Here is a 15,479-nt window from a genome sequence, read left to right on the forward strand (position 1 = left end):
TTTAAAATTTGATTTTAACACAAATTCCTAACCACCCGTTAAAACCCTATTAATTAGAATTTTATAAACTTCTCTGTACTGGTTAATATCTAAATTAGTAATTATAATAGTTTGTTTAAACTTTTAATAATTCTAAAAAAAACAATTAATCATGGAGAATCCAAAAACAAAATATCCACAACCGCCCTTTGATACTAAAATGCAAGATGAACCTGGTGTAAGTTCAGAAATGAGTCCAAAACCAGATTATGGAAAAGACAGTTACAAGGCCGCCAATAAGTTAACAGGCAAAGTCGCAGTAATTACAGGAGGAGATTCTGGAATAGGAAGAGCCGTATCTTATGCTTTTGCTCTTGAAGGCGCAAAAGTTGTCATTAGCTATTTAGATGAAGATGAAGACGCAAAAGAAGTGGCGCGTGAAATTGAAGAAATGAATGGGGAAGTACTGATTATTTCTGGAGATATTCGAGATGAAACTCATTGCAAAAAAATTATTGATGAAACCATAAATAAATTCGGCAGGTTAGATATTCTAGTAAATAACGCGGCTTTTCAAATGGCACATTCCAGTCTTCAGGAAGTTTCTGCTGAAGAGTGGGATAAAACATTCAGAACAAATATTTACGCTCCATTCTATTTATGCAAAGCTGCAGAACCTCATCTAAAGCCTGGCAGTAGTGTAATTAATACTACATCTGTAAATGCGTACCAACCCAGCGAAAGCTTAGTTCCCTATGCTGCCACTAAAGGAGCAATAAAGAACTTTACATCAAGTATGGCTCAATTATGGGGAGAAAAAGGGATACGTGTAAATGCCGTAGCTCCGGGACCTATATGGACACCCCTTATACCAGCAACTTTACCAGAAGAAAAAGTAAAAAACTTCGGAAAGAAAACACCACTTGGACGACCGGGACAGCCCGTAGAAATGGCTCCCATTTATGTTCTTTTAGCTTCAGATGAAGGAAGCTATATTTCAGGAGCAACTGTTGAAGCGACCGGAGGTCGTTACACGATATAAAATATAAACTGCCGTTTTGTTAATTGTCTATTGGCATCCCGCAAAACGGCAGTTTTTTTTATTGCTTCTTTTGATCTTTTGAATCATCTGCAGCCATAAACCATTGAGGCAATTCACTTACCGGAGCAATGGTAAAATCTGTAATTTTCCAATGTAAAGCTCTTATAATTTCGTAGCCCTCTTCAATATCTTTGAGTGTAAAATCATCAGTTACGACAACAGCTATCTCCCCAAAATAAACTTGCCCGTGCTCTCTAAATCGCACTTTGGACTCTTTTACCCACGACCACGAATTTACAGTTTCTTGTATATCGTGAATTAAAGGATCTTTCTTTCCCGTTGTCAAACTAAGCGGATGCCTATCCATAAGATCATATATCGCAGTAACTAAATATTTATAACCATCTTTTAAAACTGAAAAAGAAATAAATAAGGCTGCCACAGCATCAGCCCACCATAAGCCCATATAAATTCCTAAAATTCCTAAAATTGAGGCTAGCGCAGTCATATAGTCTGCTTTTTGAGCCATTGCATCTATATATAGTACCTTATTGTGTAACTTTTTTGCAAGTGGTAATTTGAGTTGTCCTAAAATAACTGCAGGTAACGAACTATAAAGCAACACCATAATCATAATCCATCCCATCCATATTTGCTGACCAAAGACAACCTGATTACCTATAGAAGGCCGCTCTGCATTTATTAAAGCAATTGAAGAATCAACTAGTAAAAAACTTCCCATACCAAACAAAGCAACTGCTCCAGTTAAGAATGAGATACTAAAAACACGATGATATCCATAAGGAAAAGTGGTATTGGGCTTTTTTCTATTAATTCTAGTGGAAATTAAAAAGACCAGAGAAGGGATCAAACTAAGAACATCTTCAAGCCAGGCAGATTTCATAGCTTGCGAAGATCCCATTACCAGATACATTGCAATAACTACTGTTATTAGATATCCTAAGGTTATCCACTCTAGACGTACTGCTTTACTTAGTTTTACGCGTAAGCGTTCTGGCAGTTCAAAGGTGTAGTTACCCTTCATAATTTTTTAGATATGATATACTGTTCTAATTCCTGAAGCAGTCGATTCTCCCCATGTGGAATCAAAAACACATGTTTTTGATCATAAGGCAAGGTGGGAGTCACTCTTTTTTTCCAGCTCGTTTTTTTCTCAAAACCTCCACAAATAATGTGTAAATCAAAAGTTTCCAATTTTTTAATGAGATCACTTTCTGAATCTAAAACATAACTTATTTTTAAATTCTTTTCTTCAGCAAATTTTTGTAGAAATGTTACTTCAGATCCATAAACACTATCTCCTACATAAGCAGAAAAAGGAGGATTCATCACTACTCCTATTTGCAACTTGCCTTGCTGAGCTGTTTGATAGGAATTTGCAGCATCCCGTGGTGCATCTTTGCAGTTTACCGCCAGCGAGATGAGGATTACGTATCCCAAAAGAATGTTAAGATTCATTCTCATCAAATTTATTGTTACTGAGCAAGATTCCATATGGACGCAAAAGCGGAATATGTAGAAAAACAACCGATATGATTGCCATAAGTGGAATTGCGATAACCATACCAATTACACCCCACAGCATATTGCCAATAACAACAACTAATATGACTACAAAGGGATGTAAATCTACCCGGTCCCCTACTACGTACGGTTCTAAGATGTAGCTTTCGACAAACTGGGCAATGCTAAAGGTTGCTATAATTCCTATAAGCACAGAAATCTCTCCCGATGTTACATATCCCAAAGCAATAGCGATAAGAATCCCTATTATATTTCCTATATATGGGATTAGGGTTAATAGAGATGCGAGTAAACTAATCAAAATAAAATTGTCTATTCCAGAAATACCTAATCCGATTGCATATAATACAGCTAAAATCCCCATTAATATTAGCTTCCCTATCATATATTGTGGAGCAACAGAAATTGATTTTTGCAAAATTACTCGCACCTGATCTTCTTTTTCATCCGGAAAAATGCGAATTAGAAAACGCTTGAATTTTCGGCGGTAACACAGTAAAAAATAGATATATATAAAACACAATAAGTAATTACCGATAAATGCGGTAATACTACTCAGGTATCCAGCAGTTTTATTAGATTCTAAACTTGAATTTAATACCGATTCATCTTGTTTACCAGATTTAAAATCATCTTCACTTAAAAATGTATTTTGAGTAGCATAACTCTTTAGCTGCTCAATTTTTGGCTCCATCTTTTCCTTTATTTGAGGCCAATCTTTAACAAAGTTTTGAACTTGTAACGAGATAAGTAAAACAATACCCAGTGAAAAAATAAACAATACAATAGTCCCTATTAAAGCAGCGAATGACCGAGAAAGTTTTTTTTCAAGTTTTTGAACAAAAGGAAGAATTATCAGAGCCATAATAAAAGCTGTGAGCAACGGCGCAAGAAAATTTTGAGCTTCTACTAATGACAAGATTAAAAAATAACTTGTGAGTACAATTAGCGTGACTTTTAATAAAATTCCTTTCTTATACATACTGATTTCTTTAATCTTAAAAATAAAAAAAGGAAACGGCATTTCGCCCTCTCCTTTCTTTATGTTTAGTATTATTCTATGGTGTTAATACTACTTTAACACAATTGTCTTTTTTGTGTTTAAAAAGTTCGTATGCTTTAGGCGCATCAGCTAGTTTCATACGATGCGTTATTATAAAACTAGGATCGATCAATCCTTCTTCAATTTTCTGTAAAAGAGGTTTTAGATAACGCTGTACGTGCGTTTGCCCCATTTTGAAATTAAGCGCTTTATTCATTGCAGCACCAAATGGAAGCTCATTAACCATTCCTACATAAACCCCGGGAATTGATACAGTTCCTGCTTTTTTACAACTCATAATTATTTGCTGCAATACATAAGGTCTTGACATAGGTAACTGTAATACTTCTTTCGTTTTATCTATCACCTTACCTATCATAGTGTCACCGTGAGCCTCTGCACCTACAGCATCTATACAACTATCTGGTCCTTTGCCATTTGTCATTTCCATCAGAATTTCATAAACGTCATCACGATCTGTCGTTTTAATAACTTCTACGGCAGAGTACTGCTGTGCCAGTGCCAAACGTTCAGGAACATTATCAATGGCGATTACGCGTTTAGCTCCCAGCATCCAGGCACTTTGAATAGCAAATTGCCCTACCGGTCCACATCCCCACACAGCAACTGTATCACCTCTGGAAATATTGGCATTTTCTGCAGCCATATATCCTGTCGGAAATATATCAGACAAAAACAACGCCTGATCATCGTGCAAACTTTCAGGAACTTTCACAGGTCCTACATCTGCATAGGGAACACGCACATATTCAGCCTGCCCACCGTCAAAACCTCCTAACATATGAGAATAACCAAATATTCCCGATATCGAATGTCCTAAATTTGCTCTAGCCAAATCAGGATTAGGGTTTGAATTATCGCAAAGAGAAAATAGCGTGTCGTGACAATATTCACAATGCCCGCAAGCAATTGTAAAAGGAACAACGACGCGATCTCCTTTTTTAAATTTCTGAACACTGCTTCCTACTTCTACGACTTCTCCCATGAATTCGTGCCCTAGAATATCTCCCTTTTTCATAGTAGGAACTAATCCGTCAAGAATGTGCAAATCAGAGCCGCAAATAGCTGTTGATGTGATTTTAATTATAATGTCATTCGCTTCTTTTATTTCTGGATCAGGAACGGTATCTATACGTACATCGTTTCTGCCATGCCATACTAATGCTTTCATAATAAATTGTTTTAGATTAGAAATAGAGAACTTCATCTGCTTAAACAACATACTCGCTAATCAGAAAAGAAGATCTCTTCGTACGTTATGTACTTTAAAATAGCCTGTAAAAAATAAAGCCTGCTCCTGATTCTATAGAATTGAGCAGGCTTTAGGTTTAATCAGATTGTTTAGCCTTTGAGCTTATCTATTGTTGATTTTAATAAAGACTTATCGGTTGACATTTGCTCCTTTTGAGCAAACGCTGCTGGATCTGCCTTTCCTAAATCAGGTTTGCGCCCCAGTGGTTTAGCTTTCTCAAAAGTAAATGTGCCTTTTCCGTCTATAGATTTACCTTCAGACCATCTTCCTTTTGCTTGAGATTCCCCATCGATATGGGTAGATAAAAAGTTATAGTTATTCTGCTGGTTTTCAAATTCCTGCGGAAAACTATTAGGTATAGGATGATTTCCTTCTAAGCCACCTATCTCTTCCAGCACTGCTAACCATTGGTTTTGATGCATGGTATCTCGTGCAATAAGGAAAGCTAACATATCTTTCATCCCTTTATCATCTGTAGCTTGCCACAATCGAGTCGCCAGCGTTCTCCCTGCAGACTCTGCAGTGACATTTGCATACATATCGGCCGCAAGATTTCCGGTTCCTATAACCCAAGATCCATTAAACGGAACTCCTGAGCTGTCTACTGCCATTGCAGATAAACCGCTAGAAAGAATATGCCGAGGATTTGCACCTCCCATAATCTGCTCCATAAAAGGATCTTTTGCAACATCATCTTTTAAATCATTTGAGGCACCCTCAAGATTTAAAGCTACTGCAGTGGCAAGCAATTCTATATGTGCCATTTCTTCGGTTCCGGTTTCCAGCAACATATCGCGGTATTTAGCTGGACCTCTCGCTCCAAATGCCTGAAATAAATACTGTAGACAAACTTTCATTTCTCCCTCAATACCTCCAATTGCCTGCTGAAGCATTTTTGCAAATTGCGGATTGGGTTTATCTACTTTCACATCATACTGTAATTTTCCATCGTGGTAAAACATAATCGTAATTTTTAATGTTAGTTTAATTTTTAATTACGTATTTCTTAATACGCTTACTTAAAGACTGCTTTAGGAATTAAACTCTTAAAGCAGAATTACTTTTAAACCATTTGAATAAAATGAGATAAGAATTAGATTTCTAAAAACATGCTTTTAGAAATTTTGCCTAACTCAAATTCAAAAAGGTGTTCACTTCTTATTTTGCTTTTTGATTAATATTGTCTTCTGCAATATCATTCAGCAATTCATCAGCTTTATACTCTTGCTTCAAGGTCTTGGCTAGCTTTTCGGCAATGTCCTCATAACCCAGTTGATTGCAGTAGTTAATAAGCGTTCCATAACCTGAAATCTCATAATGTTCTACACGCTGAGCCTCTGCAATTAAACCTGCGTCTTTAACATCATCTGGAGCTTCTTCTTTTATAAAATCTTCAGCTTCCTGAATAAGACCTTTCATAGCCTTACACTCTTCTCCGTTTGGATCAATGTCCAGCTTATCACAGATTTCTTCAATGCGCTGTTTATGTTTTAAAGTCTCCTCGTAATGATCTTCAAAAGCTTTTTTAAGCTTTTCATTAGTAGCTGCTTCTTTCATTTTAGGTAAAGCATCAACTAGCTGACTTTCGGCGCTGTATAGATCCTGAAGTTGGTGATTAAATAAATCTTTTAAATTTTTCATAGTTGCTAATTTTAATTTTGGTTAATAGGATTGTTGGATGTCAATTGATTTCTTTTAATCCAGTTTAGCGTATAAAAATCGGCTACACGCATCTGCACAATTTTTACAAGCTTCTGCACAATGTTGACAGTGATTTGCTTCGTGCTGCCTGCACTCTTTTTCACAATTCTGACAAATTTTTATGCAAAATTCTACTAGCGTAGAAATCTGATCTCTAGGCATATCTATACACAATATTTTGGCAAGAGTGCTACATGTTTCAGCACAAACGCGATCATATCGTATGCAGTTGACCATATTTTCGATATTCGTTTCATCTAAACAAGCATCTGCACAATAGTTGCAGTAGCTGGCACATTCATTTAGAATACTTACTAATTCTTCGTTTCTCATAGTGTTTGATTTTAATTAGAATTTATTTATAGTATCTCTCAAAATTCCTATGCTCTGTATTCCATAATTTTTCTTTAGGAAGACTTTTAAAATAGGCATAGGTCTTTTGTAGCCCTTCTTCTCTTGATATCTGTGGCTCCCAATCCAAAATTTCTTTTGCTTTTGAGATATCTGGTTTTCTTTTTACAGGATCACCTTCCGGAAGCTTGTGCGTAATAATTTCTAGTGGTTTGCCAATCACATCAGAAATTTCATTTGCCAACTGATTGATCGTTATTTCTTCTGGATTGCCAATGTTAACTGGCAAATGATAGTCACTCATTAATAGCCTGTAAATACCTTCGACCTGATCCTCGATATAACAAAAGGAGCGTGTTTGTGATCCATCACCAAATAGTGTTAATGGTTCGTCTCTCAAAGCCTGACCAATAAATGCCGGAATTACGCGACCATCATTTAATCGCATCCTCGGCCCAAACGTATTAAAGATGCGTACAATACGTGTTTCTATACCATGGAACCTGTGATAAGCCATCGTAATAGCTTCCATATATCGTTTAGCTTCGTCATAGACTCCGCGAGGTCCTATGCTGCTCACATTACCGTGATAACTTTCATGCTGCGGATGTTCTAACGGATCTCCATAAATCTCTGAAGTCGAAGCGATGAGTATACGAGCCTTCTTAGCTTTGGCAAGACCTAGTAAATTATGAGTGCCCATTGCACCTACCTTTAAAGTTTGTATGGGAATTTTTAAATAATCGATAGGGCTGGCAGGCGATGCAAAATGAAGTATGTAATCTATATCTTCATCCATCGATATATACTGTGTCACATCGTGATTATAGAATGTAAAACGAGGATGCTCTAGCAGATGCAAAATATTTTGCAAGTCACCTGTAATGAGATTATCCATCCCGATAACACGGAAATTCTCATCTATAAATCGGTCACATAAATGGGATCCTAAAAAGCCGGCTGCTCCGGTAATAAGTACAGTTTTCATAACACGAAGGTTTAGGCATTGTCAACAAATTTGCAAAAGCGACTTTCTTCTCCGTCTTTGGTTTTTTCCTGATAGAGGAACTGTAAATTATTCTCATCAAAAATGGTAAAGAATTTATTCCATTCTATATTTTCCAGACTTTCCTCTGCTCCTCCAGGAAAATTGATTCGCAGAAGACCATCGGCTTTGCCAGTGCTCTTATCTCCTGTGCCAGCAACAATAGCCGGTTTTCCATTTCTGGAAGTAACCCAGTTCTTGATGGTGTTGTGGTCTGTAGTAGTTATTGATTCGTGATCAGACATAGCTCTTTTTTTAGTGGTTATTTTTTCGTTTTAAGTAATACTTCTTCACTCCAAGGTTTGCCGGTTGCCGATAAAAACTCAGAATAATTCCAGGTTTCCATACTAGATTGTAATGTCTTATCCTTGATAGCGATGTAAGTTTCATCTTCGGGCGTAGCGGTTACTCTAAATCCGCAGCTGCTTAGCATAGATAATATGCCCTGATGATTAGGCACCCACCAATTTGTAGGATCTCCTGCCAGCTTATGCTCAATAAATGACATAGAAGGCCAACTTTTAGATTGTAAAATTTCACGATCATGAAAAGCAACATCTTCCGGGATATCTTGCTCTTCGCTGTTAGGGAGGGATAATGTTTGAAAAACCATCATTCCATTCGCTTTTTGAGATAAAATATCTAGAGCCAGCAAGGGATATCTCAAGTGATAGAACACGCCCATAAACCAGATCAAATCATACTTTTCTGGTTGTTGTGCAAGATCATACACCTGCATTTGCTTGAATTTAATTTTATGCTCCAGACCAAATTGTTTTGCCGTCCAGCGACCTTGTTTTAAATAGTGTTCATCCAGATCAATAGCCAGTACCTCAGCTCCACGTTTTGCGAGTTCGATCGCATAGAAACCGGCGTTACAACCTATATCCAGTACATTCCATCCTTTTAAATCCTGCGGAATTTCTGCTTGAATTTTCTCCCATTTAAAGCCCGGAAAATCTCCCAGGAAATGATTAGGAGCAGTTACGGTTCCATCAGGTAAATGAATGTTGTGAAACCAAGGTTCAAGTTGTTCTATTTGTTTTTGGATATCCATTTATTCAAACTTTTAATAATTGGTGTACTTCATTAACTGCTGCTTCAAGCTCCTTAGCCCGTACTGCAGCTGTATGGTATTTTAAAACCTTAGCACGCGCATTTTTTCCTATTTGCCGGCGTTCTTCTTCATCTATCTTTTTAAAATAATTTAAAACCTGTTCTGTATTTTCAGCGATTAGTAGTTCGGTTCCCGGATTGTAGAAGGTTTCTATACCCTCCCAGTAATCTGAAATAACGGGTACACCACAAGCTGCAGCTTCAAAAAGACGTACGCTTGGCGAATAGCCAGCCTTAATCATATCTGCACGCGTGACATTAAGGGTATATTTTTGAGTATTATAGAAATGGCGATGATCTGCAGGCGGTAAGTGAGCGATGCGTTTTACATTAGAAGACCACGGGTAATCTGCAGGGTACTGAGGTCCTGCAACAATAAATACTTCGTGTGAATATTTTGAGGCTGCCTTATTAAGCAAGCGCTCTACAGTAGGTTGCCTGTCATCACTATAGGTTCCTAAATACCCCATTTGCCAGCAATTTTTAGTTTCTTCGGGGTAATACAATTGAGGATCTACTGAACAATACAATGCTCTGGCTATAGGTGAGCCATAATTATTTTCCAGGTGCTTTAGAATAGGACCTCCGGAAAATGACAAATACAAATCATATTTACTAATAAGATCTGGATGTAGATATTCAAAATCTCCTTTCTCTAATTTTGCTAATGTTATCGGAGTGTCGATATCATAAAAAGCTGTAATTCCCTGGGCAGTACTAATTACCCACTCACCTACCTCAACTCCAGATTGTACATACGAACCCACAATGACTACATCTGCCTCGGCCACTGCCTTAGAGTAATTGTTTTTTAAATCGTTAACCGAAGTATATAGCTGTAGTTCACAAAAAGAAGGCTCTGGCATATCCCGATGCTTGGAATAATAAGGAACATCGTGTTCCAGAAAAAGTATTTGGTGACCTAAAGCTGCTAGCTCTCTTAGCAATGCCCTGTATGTTGTAGCGTGACCATTTCCCCAGGAGGACGTAACGGATAAGCCTATAATTACAAATTTCATTTCCTTATATATTAAGTGTTAAACGCCCTGCTGCTCTTTATTTTGCAACTTTTGATTGATAACCGACTCGAGTAATTGAGCCCTATGTTCATACGTATGCTTTGCCAATACTTTCTTATAAGCAGCCTCACCAATTGCTCTGGCTCGCTCTGTGGAAAGACTTCCCAGAATTTCCTCGACTTCCTTTCCACTTTTTGCAACAAGAATTTCTTCTCCGGGTTCAAAAAAACTATCGATACCTTCCCAGTAATCTGTGATAATACAAGCAGCGGCACCCGCAGCTTCAAAAACTCGCGTCGCAGGAGAAAACCCATACTTTGCCATACTGTCCCTGCTGATATTAAGAACTGCCCGAGGCGTACAATTGAAGGCATTATGATCTTTTGTATATACGTGCCCTATATAGTTGACATTTTGTGGTAAATCTTTATCGCCCCAGCCACTTCCACCAAGAACAAATTGCTTTTCTGGTAAATTTTGTGCGGGTTTTAAAAAGAACTCTTCCACCCGCTTTTCCCGATCAGGCAACCGGTTGCCCAAAAATGCCAGAGTACCTTCAAAATTTGATTCTGGGTCTAACGGATAATGAGTTTCATTATCCAGAGCGTTATAAATAGGAATACACTTTTTTGCACCGTGTCTTTTGTATGCATCAATTACAGGTTGTCCTCCACCGTAAGTAAGCACCACATCGTATCGCGCAATGAGATCATTAAAGGGATCTGCAGGATGAGTTTCAATACGGTCTAAAGTAGCAGGTGCATCAACATCCCAGAAAATCACCATATTATTATCGGATTTCAAACCTGCTATTTCTTTTTCTAAAAATTCATCAAATGCCCCAACCCCGCTAGCTTTTATAATTACATCAGCCTCTTCTGAAGCCTTTCTTAGCAATCCTCTTAAGGTGACTTTATCATTAGGATAAACTAACACACGGCACCAGTGCGGATCTTCAATATCTCTGTGTTTTTGCCGATCAAGGATATCGGGTTCATAAAAGGTAATATCGTGCCCCATATTATGTAAAGCCTTTACTATCCCGCGATAGTAAGTGGCAGCTCCATTCCAATAGGCCGAAACGATACTGGATCCAAAAAAGGCTACGTTCAGTTTATTCATCATGATTAATTTTCATTTGTACCGCTAAGGGTGATTCTATCTCATTTAAAATGTTTTCCAATTCTTCTACCCTTTTGCTGCAGGTGTGTTTCTGCTTAATTGTTTCCTGACCTTGTATCGATAAGCTCTGTGCCAGCTGCGCACTTTTAAGCACTTCGGCTATTTTATATCCCATTTGATCTCCGTCTGCTGCCATCAAATAATCAGCTCCGGCATCAAACAAGTTTTCTGTATCTCGCCAGGGCGAGCAAATAAGTGGAATTCCGCAGGCCATTGCTTCAAAAGGTCTGATGGTAGGAATTCCCGGCAGCATTTCTACATAGGGTCTGCGAGGTACATGAACCGTTACTTTGTATTTAGAAAAAACCTCTGGCACTTTATAATTAGGTAACCATCCTCCATACTCGATTCCTGCTTCTTTTAAAGCTTTCAAAGCCTTTTCTGGATAGCGCACACCATACACCTTGGCTTTTATACCTAACTCTTTTACAGGTTTTATCAGGAATTCCATAAGCTCTTCGGTGCGTTCGTCATCACCCCAATTGCCTATCCATACAAGATCTCCTTCTTTTTCCTGATCACGATCTGCCTTAAACAAATCTGTATCTGCAGCCTCGTGCCAAGTCCATACCCTATCTATCCAATTATTCTGCTCATAAATCTGTTTGATAACTTTTCCAAAAACCAGAGCTCCATCATAATTTGTAAAATCATATTGAGCCATACTTGACACATCAGAAACTGCCCGGTGGTGGGTATCGTGAAAAAGTAATTTATATCCTACCTCTTCTTTAATGGCTCCGAGAGCGGCAACCAATTCTGGAGCGTTCCATTCGTGTACGATCACCACATCTGCATCAGATACCAGATTTTTATAATCGGTTGCCTCAGCATCATAAAAGTGAGGTTCTAACGTGGGATAGTAACGTTTAAATTCGTTAGCCTTTTCTGCTCCATAATCCTTTGTAAGATTGCGTAGACTCCAGTTATCACGAGGCTCATATACAATTACCTCATACTCTTTCTTCTGGAGTTCTTTTACAACTCCTCTTAAGAAATGAGCGTTGCCGTGATTCCAGTCAGACGTGAGAGAATGGTAAAACATCACTATTTTCATACACTTTTTTGTTTTAGTTTTTTCTTTAAATTCCGCAGCAGATAGGTATACAAGCGCATATACTCCCTTGCCATTTTACTCGCTGTATAGGTTTGTGATCTTTGCTTTGCTTTAAAAGCTTGTACTTTCAGGTATTCGCGATTATCTATTAACTGCTGAATTTGATACCACAGTTCGTCTTTTTCATTGGGATTAAAATAGACGGCTGCATCATCCCATAGTTCTTTAAGCGTTCTTAGATTGCTTAATACCAGAGCGCAACCTGCTTTAGCAGCTTCTAAAATGGCAAGACCAAAAGGCTCATACTTTGCAGGACTGCAAAAGATTGCTGCTCTCTGCATCCAAGCATTTAATTCTTCAGACGTTAACTGTCCCAGCATTTTTACATTTTGAAGTCGCACCTCAGCTCCTGAAGCGGGATTTGTAGAATTTCCTGCTACATAAACCGGCCAGGAAATTTCTTTAGCACAAGCTTCCAGCAGTTGTAAATTTTTTGCCTCGTCCCAAACACGTCCAGTGGCTAAAATGAAGTTTTCCTTTTTTACTTCGGAAGAAGGACGATCTTCTCGCGCATTGTAAATAACCATCCCCGGACTATCGATATCTAAGATCGTGGTCGCCTGAAGTAACAATTCTTTAGAAGGTGCCACTACGCGGTCTGAAGCTTTCAACGTATTCTGAAGTAAATTCAAATACAAATTCCACGCCTGTGGAATAGATTCCTTATGCACCGAACGCCACCAAGTTGCTACACAAGAATGATAAACAGTAATTATAGGACACTTCCAATCTGGATGTATTTTGGCAAAGTTATTAAGGTGAATAAGGTCTGGCTGAACCTGCAGGTAAATACTATGTAGCCAGTGCTGTGCCTGATCTACATCTTCCCACGGATTTTCCATCCATTCCAGTTTGTAGTTGCTATCGTAAAATGTCACATTTTCTTTGAGAGCATCAACCTCTTGTCGCTGTGACTGGGAAGCAAAACCGCCCATAGCAGCAAGATGCACCTTCACCCCATAAGTCTGTAACGACTTACAAAGCGTAATACTGTAGGTCCACACCCCACCCACGGTATCTGTAGTCATGAGTATGTGAAGCTCATCTTGCATAAATACGATCTATTAGTGTTGCGGTTTTTATTAATTCTTCTGCAGTAGTAGCATCATAGCCTTTACCATTTAATATATCTTCAACCCAAACGACTCCCGCGCGACCGCCCCAAGAATCTGGTGGTGTAACTAATACTTCGGTCTGGGTTCCGTTGTATTTTTCTGCGGTAAAATCATAAAAGGAACCTTCCACATTTTTAAATGCTAGTCCTCCCTTAGTACCATAGAAACTGGCATGTATTTCAGCATCTTTACCTGCAGGTAGATGCCACGAACATTTAAGATTTATGTTGATGTTCGTTTCAGTAAGAAAACTTATGCTGGCATAATCTTCAATTTTATCTTCAAAGAGCTGCAACTTTTTTCCTTGTGCATACAAGTCACTTCTCACTTCTTTAATCTCCGGAAAACCAAGACTCCATAAAGCAAGATCAATAAGGTGAATGCCTAGATCCATCACGCAACCTCCACCTGATCGCGGAAGGTCATAAAACCACTCTTTATCAGGACCGTAAGCATTATGAAAGCACAGATCAATAGCATAAACCTCCCCAATTTCGTTGTTAATCAATCGCTTATAAACCTCCTGAAATGCCTTTGTATAGCGATAAGACAGATCCACAGTAAGTAATTTATCTACAGTTTTAGAGGCAGCTACTACCTCTTTCACTTCATCTGCAGTTCTACCTAATGGTTTTTGACAAAAAACAGCTTTACCCGCATTTAGGGCAGCAATACTTTGTTCTGCATGAAGTGCACTAGGTGTGGCGATAACTATTCCGTCAAGAGAGGTATCGTTATACATTTCTTCTGCATTTTCGACGCAACAAGCATCTGGTGCATTTTGAATAGCTTCTTCAGCATTTTGTGAATCGGGTTCACAAATGACAGTAGCCTTGCTGGGGCTGTGGTTAAGTAATGCCTGCATCCTGTTACGACCTATCCAACCCACTCCTAGAAATCCCAGGTTAAGTTTTTTCTTTTTATCAGGTATAGCTATCATTTGATTATTGATTTAGAATTAATGCCTTTATAAAACCATCAGGTCTATTTGTTAAAAGCTGGTATGCTTTTTCAATATCCTCAAGGCTATAGGTATGTGTGAAATAAGGAAATGGGTCCATATGTCTGTAGCGTATTGCTTCGATAGCTTCTTTTATTCCTTTTACATAATTTTTGCTATCTCGTTCATGAGCACTTATCATGTCTATTCCTCGCCAATTAAGCATTTGCACATTTATAGTACGCATCCCATCCTGGTGATAGCCAGCCACTATTAATTTCCCTCTTTCTGCTGTAAGCTCAATACTAAGGTTAAGCGGCCATTCTATTCCCGTTGCTTCAATTACACGCTCACAAAAATTACCTCCGGTTATCTTTTTTACTTCCTCTATAATCTTATAATGGTCATCTAGTTTTATGGTATGATCCGCACCAGCGTTTGCGGCTTCCTCAAGAGAAAATTCACGTCTAGAAATACCAATTACCTTTGCTCCTGCAGATTTAGCCAATTGAATAAGCAGCAATCCCATAAAACCACAACCAACTACTGCAACAGTTTGTCCTTTCTTTATTGCACTGCGCGAGAAAATATTCATCACGCATCCTAGCGGTTCTCCGGGAAACGGATAACCATCTAAAAAGTCAGGCAATTTTACAAGGTCCTCAGCACGTGCAATGTCGTGTGTTGCATAGGCTTTGTAAGAAAGTCCTGTTACGCGTTCCCGTTTAGCAAACCCCTGAACACCTTTACCCACTGCATCAATCACGCCCCAACCTTCATGACCCGGAGCTCCAGCTTCACGTGGATAATCAAACCAATCTCTTCCTTCCCAGACCGGAATTGTTGACGCACAAACCCCACAGCCCTCTATTGTAACGCGCACTTCACCCTCGCCAGGTTCTGGGAGTGTTTCTTGTGTAATCCCAAACTGCTGAGGAGCTTCAATTATCGCTGCTTGATAACCAGCTGCCTGATAGGGATTTTCCGGGAGTTTCTGTAATTTTCTAGTCAT

The 15,479-nt window shown here is 38.6% G+C and carries 17 protein-coding genes; 1 reads left to right on the plus strand and 16 read right to left on the minus strand.

Going from position 1 to position 15,479, the window contains the following annotated elements; translation table 11 throughout:
* Positions 1-151: 151 nt before the first annotated feature.
* Positions 152-1,021: a glucose 1-dehydrogenase gene (locus tag ABVM53_RS01200; protein ID WP_405328529.1), complete on the plus strand. Its 870-nt coding sequence runs from the start codon at positions 152-154 to the stop codon at positions 1,019-1,021.
* Between the two features lie 58 nt (positions 1,022-1,079).
* Here ABVM53_RS01200 and ABVM53_RS01205 read toward each other — a convergent pair whose 3' ends face one another.
* The 16 genes from ABVM53_RS01205 to ABVM53_RS01280 form a co-directional block, all read right to left on the minus strand.
* Positions 1,080-2,066 carry a cation diffusion facilitator family transporter gene (locus ABVM53_RS01205; RefSeq protein WP_405328532.1) on the minus strand — a complete coding sequence of 329 codons (987 nt, stop codon included), beginning with the start codon at positions 2,064-2,066 and terminating at the stop codon, positions 1,080-1,082.
* Positions 2,063-2,500 (minus strand): transporter substrate-binding domain-containing protein, encoded by a 438-nt coding sequence (locus ABVM53_RS01210; protein ID WP_405328535.1) that lies wholly within the window; start codon positions 2,498-2,500, stop codon positions 2,063-2,065. Before ABVM53_RS01210 ends, ABVM53_RS01205 begins: the two co-directional genes overlap by 4 nt.
* Positions 2,490-3,548 carry an AI-2E family transporter gene (locus ABVM53_RS01215; protein ID WP_405328538.1) on the minus strand — a complete coding sequence of 353 codons (1,059 nt, stop codon included), beginning with the start codon at positions 3,546-3,548 and terminating at the stop codon, positions 2,490-2,492. The genes ABVM53_RS01210 and ABVM53_RS01215 overlap by 11 nt, the downstream gene beginning before the upstream one ends.
* Before the next feature lie 76 nt (positions 3,549-3,624).
* Entirely contained in the window at positions 3,625-4,800 is a 1,176-nt protein-coding gene (locus ABVM53_RS01220) for a zinc-dependent alcohol dehydrogenase (RefSeq protein WP_405328541.1), read from the minus strand.
* Between the two features lie 170 nt (positions 4,801-4,970).
* A complete protein-coding gene (locus tag ABVM53_RS01225) occupies positions 4,971-5,843 on the minus strand; it encodes a manganese catalase family protein (protein ID WP_371457328.1) in 873 nt (290 codons plus the stop codon).
* A 196-nt stretch (positions 5,844-6,039) separates the two neighbouring features.
* Positions 6,040-6,522 (minus strand): ferritin-like domain-containing protein, encoded by a 483-nt coding sequence (locus ABVM53_RS01230; protein ID WP_371457327.1) that lies wholly within the window; start codon positions 6,520-6,522, stop codon positions 6,040-6,042.
* A gap of 54 nt (positions 6,523-6,576) precedes the next feature.
* On the minus strand, positions 6,577-6,915 hold the full coding sequence (locus ABVM53_RS01235) for a four-helix bundle copper-binding protein (RefSeq protein ID WP_405328545.1): 339 nt from the start codon (positions 6,913-6,915) through the stop codon (positions 6,577-6,579).
* A 22-nt stretch (positions 6,916-6,937) separates the two neighbouring features.
* The gene (locus tag ABVM53_RS01240; RefSeq protein WP_405328548.1) at positions 6,938-7,921 is read right to left on the minus strand and encodes a UDP-glucuronic acid decarboxylase family protein; all 984 of its coding nucleotides are present in this window, start codon (positions 7,919-7,921) and stop codon (positions 6,938-6,940) included.
* A gap of 11 nt (positions 7,922-7,932) precedes the next feature.
* Entirely contained in the window at positions 7,933-8,223 is a 291-nt protein-coding gene (locus ABVM53_RS01245; RefSeq protein ID WP_405328551.1) for a hypothetical protein, read from the minus strand.
* 17 nt (positions 8,224-8,240) lie between these two features.
* Complete coding sequence (locus ABVM53_RS01250) at positions 8,241-9,035, minus strand: TIGR04290 family methyltransferase (protein WP_405328554.1); 795 nt, start codon at positions 9,033-9,035, stop codon at positions 8,241-8,243.
* A gap of 4 nt (positions 9,036-9,039) precedes the next feature.
* On the minus strand, positions 9,040-10,113 hold the full coding sequence (locus tag ABVM53_RS01255) for a glycosyltransferase (RefSeq protein WP_405328557.1): 1,074 nt from the start codon (positions 10,111-10,113) through the stop codon (positions 9,040-9,042).
* A gap of 18 nt (positions 10,114-10,131) precedes the next feature.
* Entirely contained in the window at positions 10,132-11,235 is a 1,104-nt protein-coding gene (locus ABVM53_RS01260) for a glycosyltransferase (protein WP_405328560.1), read from the minus strand.
* Positions 11,228-12,352, minus strand: coding sequence for a glycosyltransferase (locus tag ABVM53_RS01265; RefSeq protein WP_405328563.1), 1,125 nt, complete (start codon positions 12,350-12,352; stop codon positions 11,228-11,230). Before ABVM53_RS01265 ends, ABVM53_RS01260 begins: the two co-directional genes overlap by 8 nt.
* Positions 12,349-13,464: a glycosyltransferase family 4 protein gene (locus ABVM53_RS01270; RefSeq protein ID WP_405328566.1), complete on the minus strand. Its 1,116-nt coding sequence runs from the start codon at positions 13,462-13,464 to the stop codon at positions 12,349-12,351. The genes ABVM53_RS01265 and ABVM53_RS01270 overlap by 4 nt, the downstream gene beginning before the upstream one ends.
* Positions 13,454-14,467, minus strand: a complete 1,014-nt coding sequence (locus ABVM53_RS01275; RefSeq protein WP_405328569.1) for a Gfo/Idh/MocA family protein — start codon at positions 14,465-14,467, stop codon at positions 13,454-13,456. The genes ABVM53_RS01270 and ABVM53_RS01275 overlap by 11 nt, the downstream gene beginning before the upstream one ends.
* A 4-nt stretch (positions 14,468-14,471) precedes the next feature.
* Entirely contained in the window at positions 14,472-15,479 is a 1,008-nt protein-coding gene (locus tag ABVM53_RS01280) for a zinc-binding dehydrogenase (RefSeq protein ID WP_405328572.1), read from the minus strand.

The sequence above is a fragment of the Leeuwenhoekiella sp. LLG6367-2.1 genome (genome assembly GCF_045055775.1).
GTDB classification, from domain to species: Bacteria; Bacteroidota; Bacteroidia; order Flavobacteriales; family Flavobacteriaceae; genus Leeuwenhoekiella; species Leeuwenhoekiella aequorea.

What these genes read in the sequence shown, in the direction of transcription:
- ABVM53_RS01215 (WP_405328538.1), bottom strand. Translation starts at nt 3,548, where the DNA reads ATGTATAAGAAAGGAATTTTATTAAAAGTCACGCTAATTGTACTCACA.
- ABVM53_RS01260 (WP_405328560.1), bottom strand. Translation starts at nt 11,235, where the DNA reads ATGAATAAACTGAACGTAGCCTTTTTTGGATCCAGTATCGTTTCGGCC.
- ABVM53_RS01265 (WP_405328563.1), bottom strand. Translation starts at nt 12,352, where the DNA reads ATGAAAATAGTGATGTTTTACCATTCTCTCACGTCTGACTGGAATCAC.
- ABVM53_RS01275 (WP_405328569.1), bottom strand. Translation starts at nt 14,467, where the DNA reads ATGATAGCTATACCTGATAAAAAGAAAAAACTTAACCTGGGATTTCTA.
- ABVM53_RS01220 (WP_405328541.1), bottom strand. Translation starts at nt 4,800, where the DNA reads ATGAAAGCATTAGTATGGCATGGCAGAAACGATGTACGTATAGATACC.
- ABVM53_RS01225 (WP_371457328.1), bottom strand. Translation starts at nt 5,843, where the DNA reads ATGTTTTACCACGATGGAAAATTACAGTATGATGTGAAAGTAGATAAA.
- ABVM53_RS01210 (WP_405328535.1), bottom strand. Translation starts at nt 2,500, where the DNA reads ATGAATCTTAACATTCTTTTGGGATACGTAATCCTCATCTCGCTGGCG.
- ABVM53_RS01280 (WP_405328572.1), bottom strand. Translation starts at nt 15,479, where the DNA reads ATGACTAGAAAATTACAGAAACTCCCGGAAAATCCCTATCAGGCAGCT.
- ABVM53_RS01240 (WP_405328548.1), bottom strand. Translation starts at nt 7,921, where the DNA reads ATGAAAACTGTACTTATTACCGGAGCAGCCGGCTTTTTAGGATCCCAT.
- ABVM53_RS01230 (WP_371457327.1), bottom strand. Translation starts at nt 6,522, where the DNA reads ATGAAAAATTTAAAAGATTTATTTAATCACCAACTTCAGGATCTATAC.
- ABVM53_RS01255 (WP_405328557.1), bottom strand. Translation starts at nt 10,113, where the DNA reads ATGAAATTTGTAATTATAGGCTTATCCGTTACGTCCTCCTGGGGAAAT.
- ABVM53_RS01250 (WP_405328554.1), bottom strand. Translation starts at nt 9,035, where the DNA reads ATGGATATCCAAAAACAAATAGAACAACTTGAACCTTGGTTTCACAAC.
- ABVM53_RS01235 (WP_405328545.1), bottom strand. Translation starts at nt 6,915, where the DNA reads ATGAGAAACGAAGAATTAGTAAGTATTCTAAATGAATGTGCCAGCTAC.
- ABVM53_RS01200 (WP_405328529.1), top strand. Translation starts at nt 152, where the DNA reads ATGGAGAATCCAAAAACAAAATATCCACAACCGCCCTTTGATACTAAA.
- ABVM53_RS01270 (WP_405328566.1), bottom strand. Translation starts at nt 13,464, where the DNA reads ATGCAAGATGAGCTTCACATACTCATGACTACAGATACCGTGGGTGGG.
- ABVM53_RS01205 (WP_405328532.1), bottom strand. Translation starts at nt 2,066, where the DNA reads ATGAAGGGTAACTACACCTTTGAACTGCCAGAACGCTTACGCGTAAAA.
- ABVM53_RS01245 (WP_405328551.1), bottom strand. Translation starts at nt 8,223, where the DNA reads ATGTCTGATCACGAATCAATAACTACTACAGACCACAACACCATCAAG.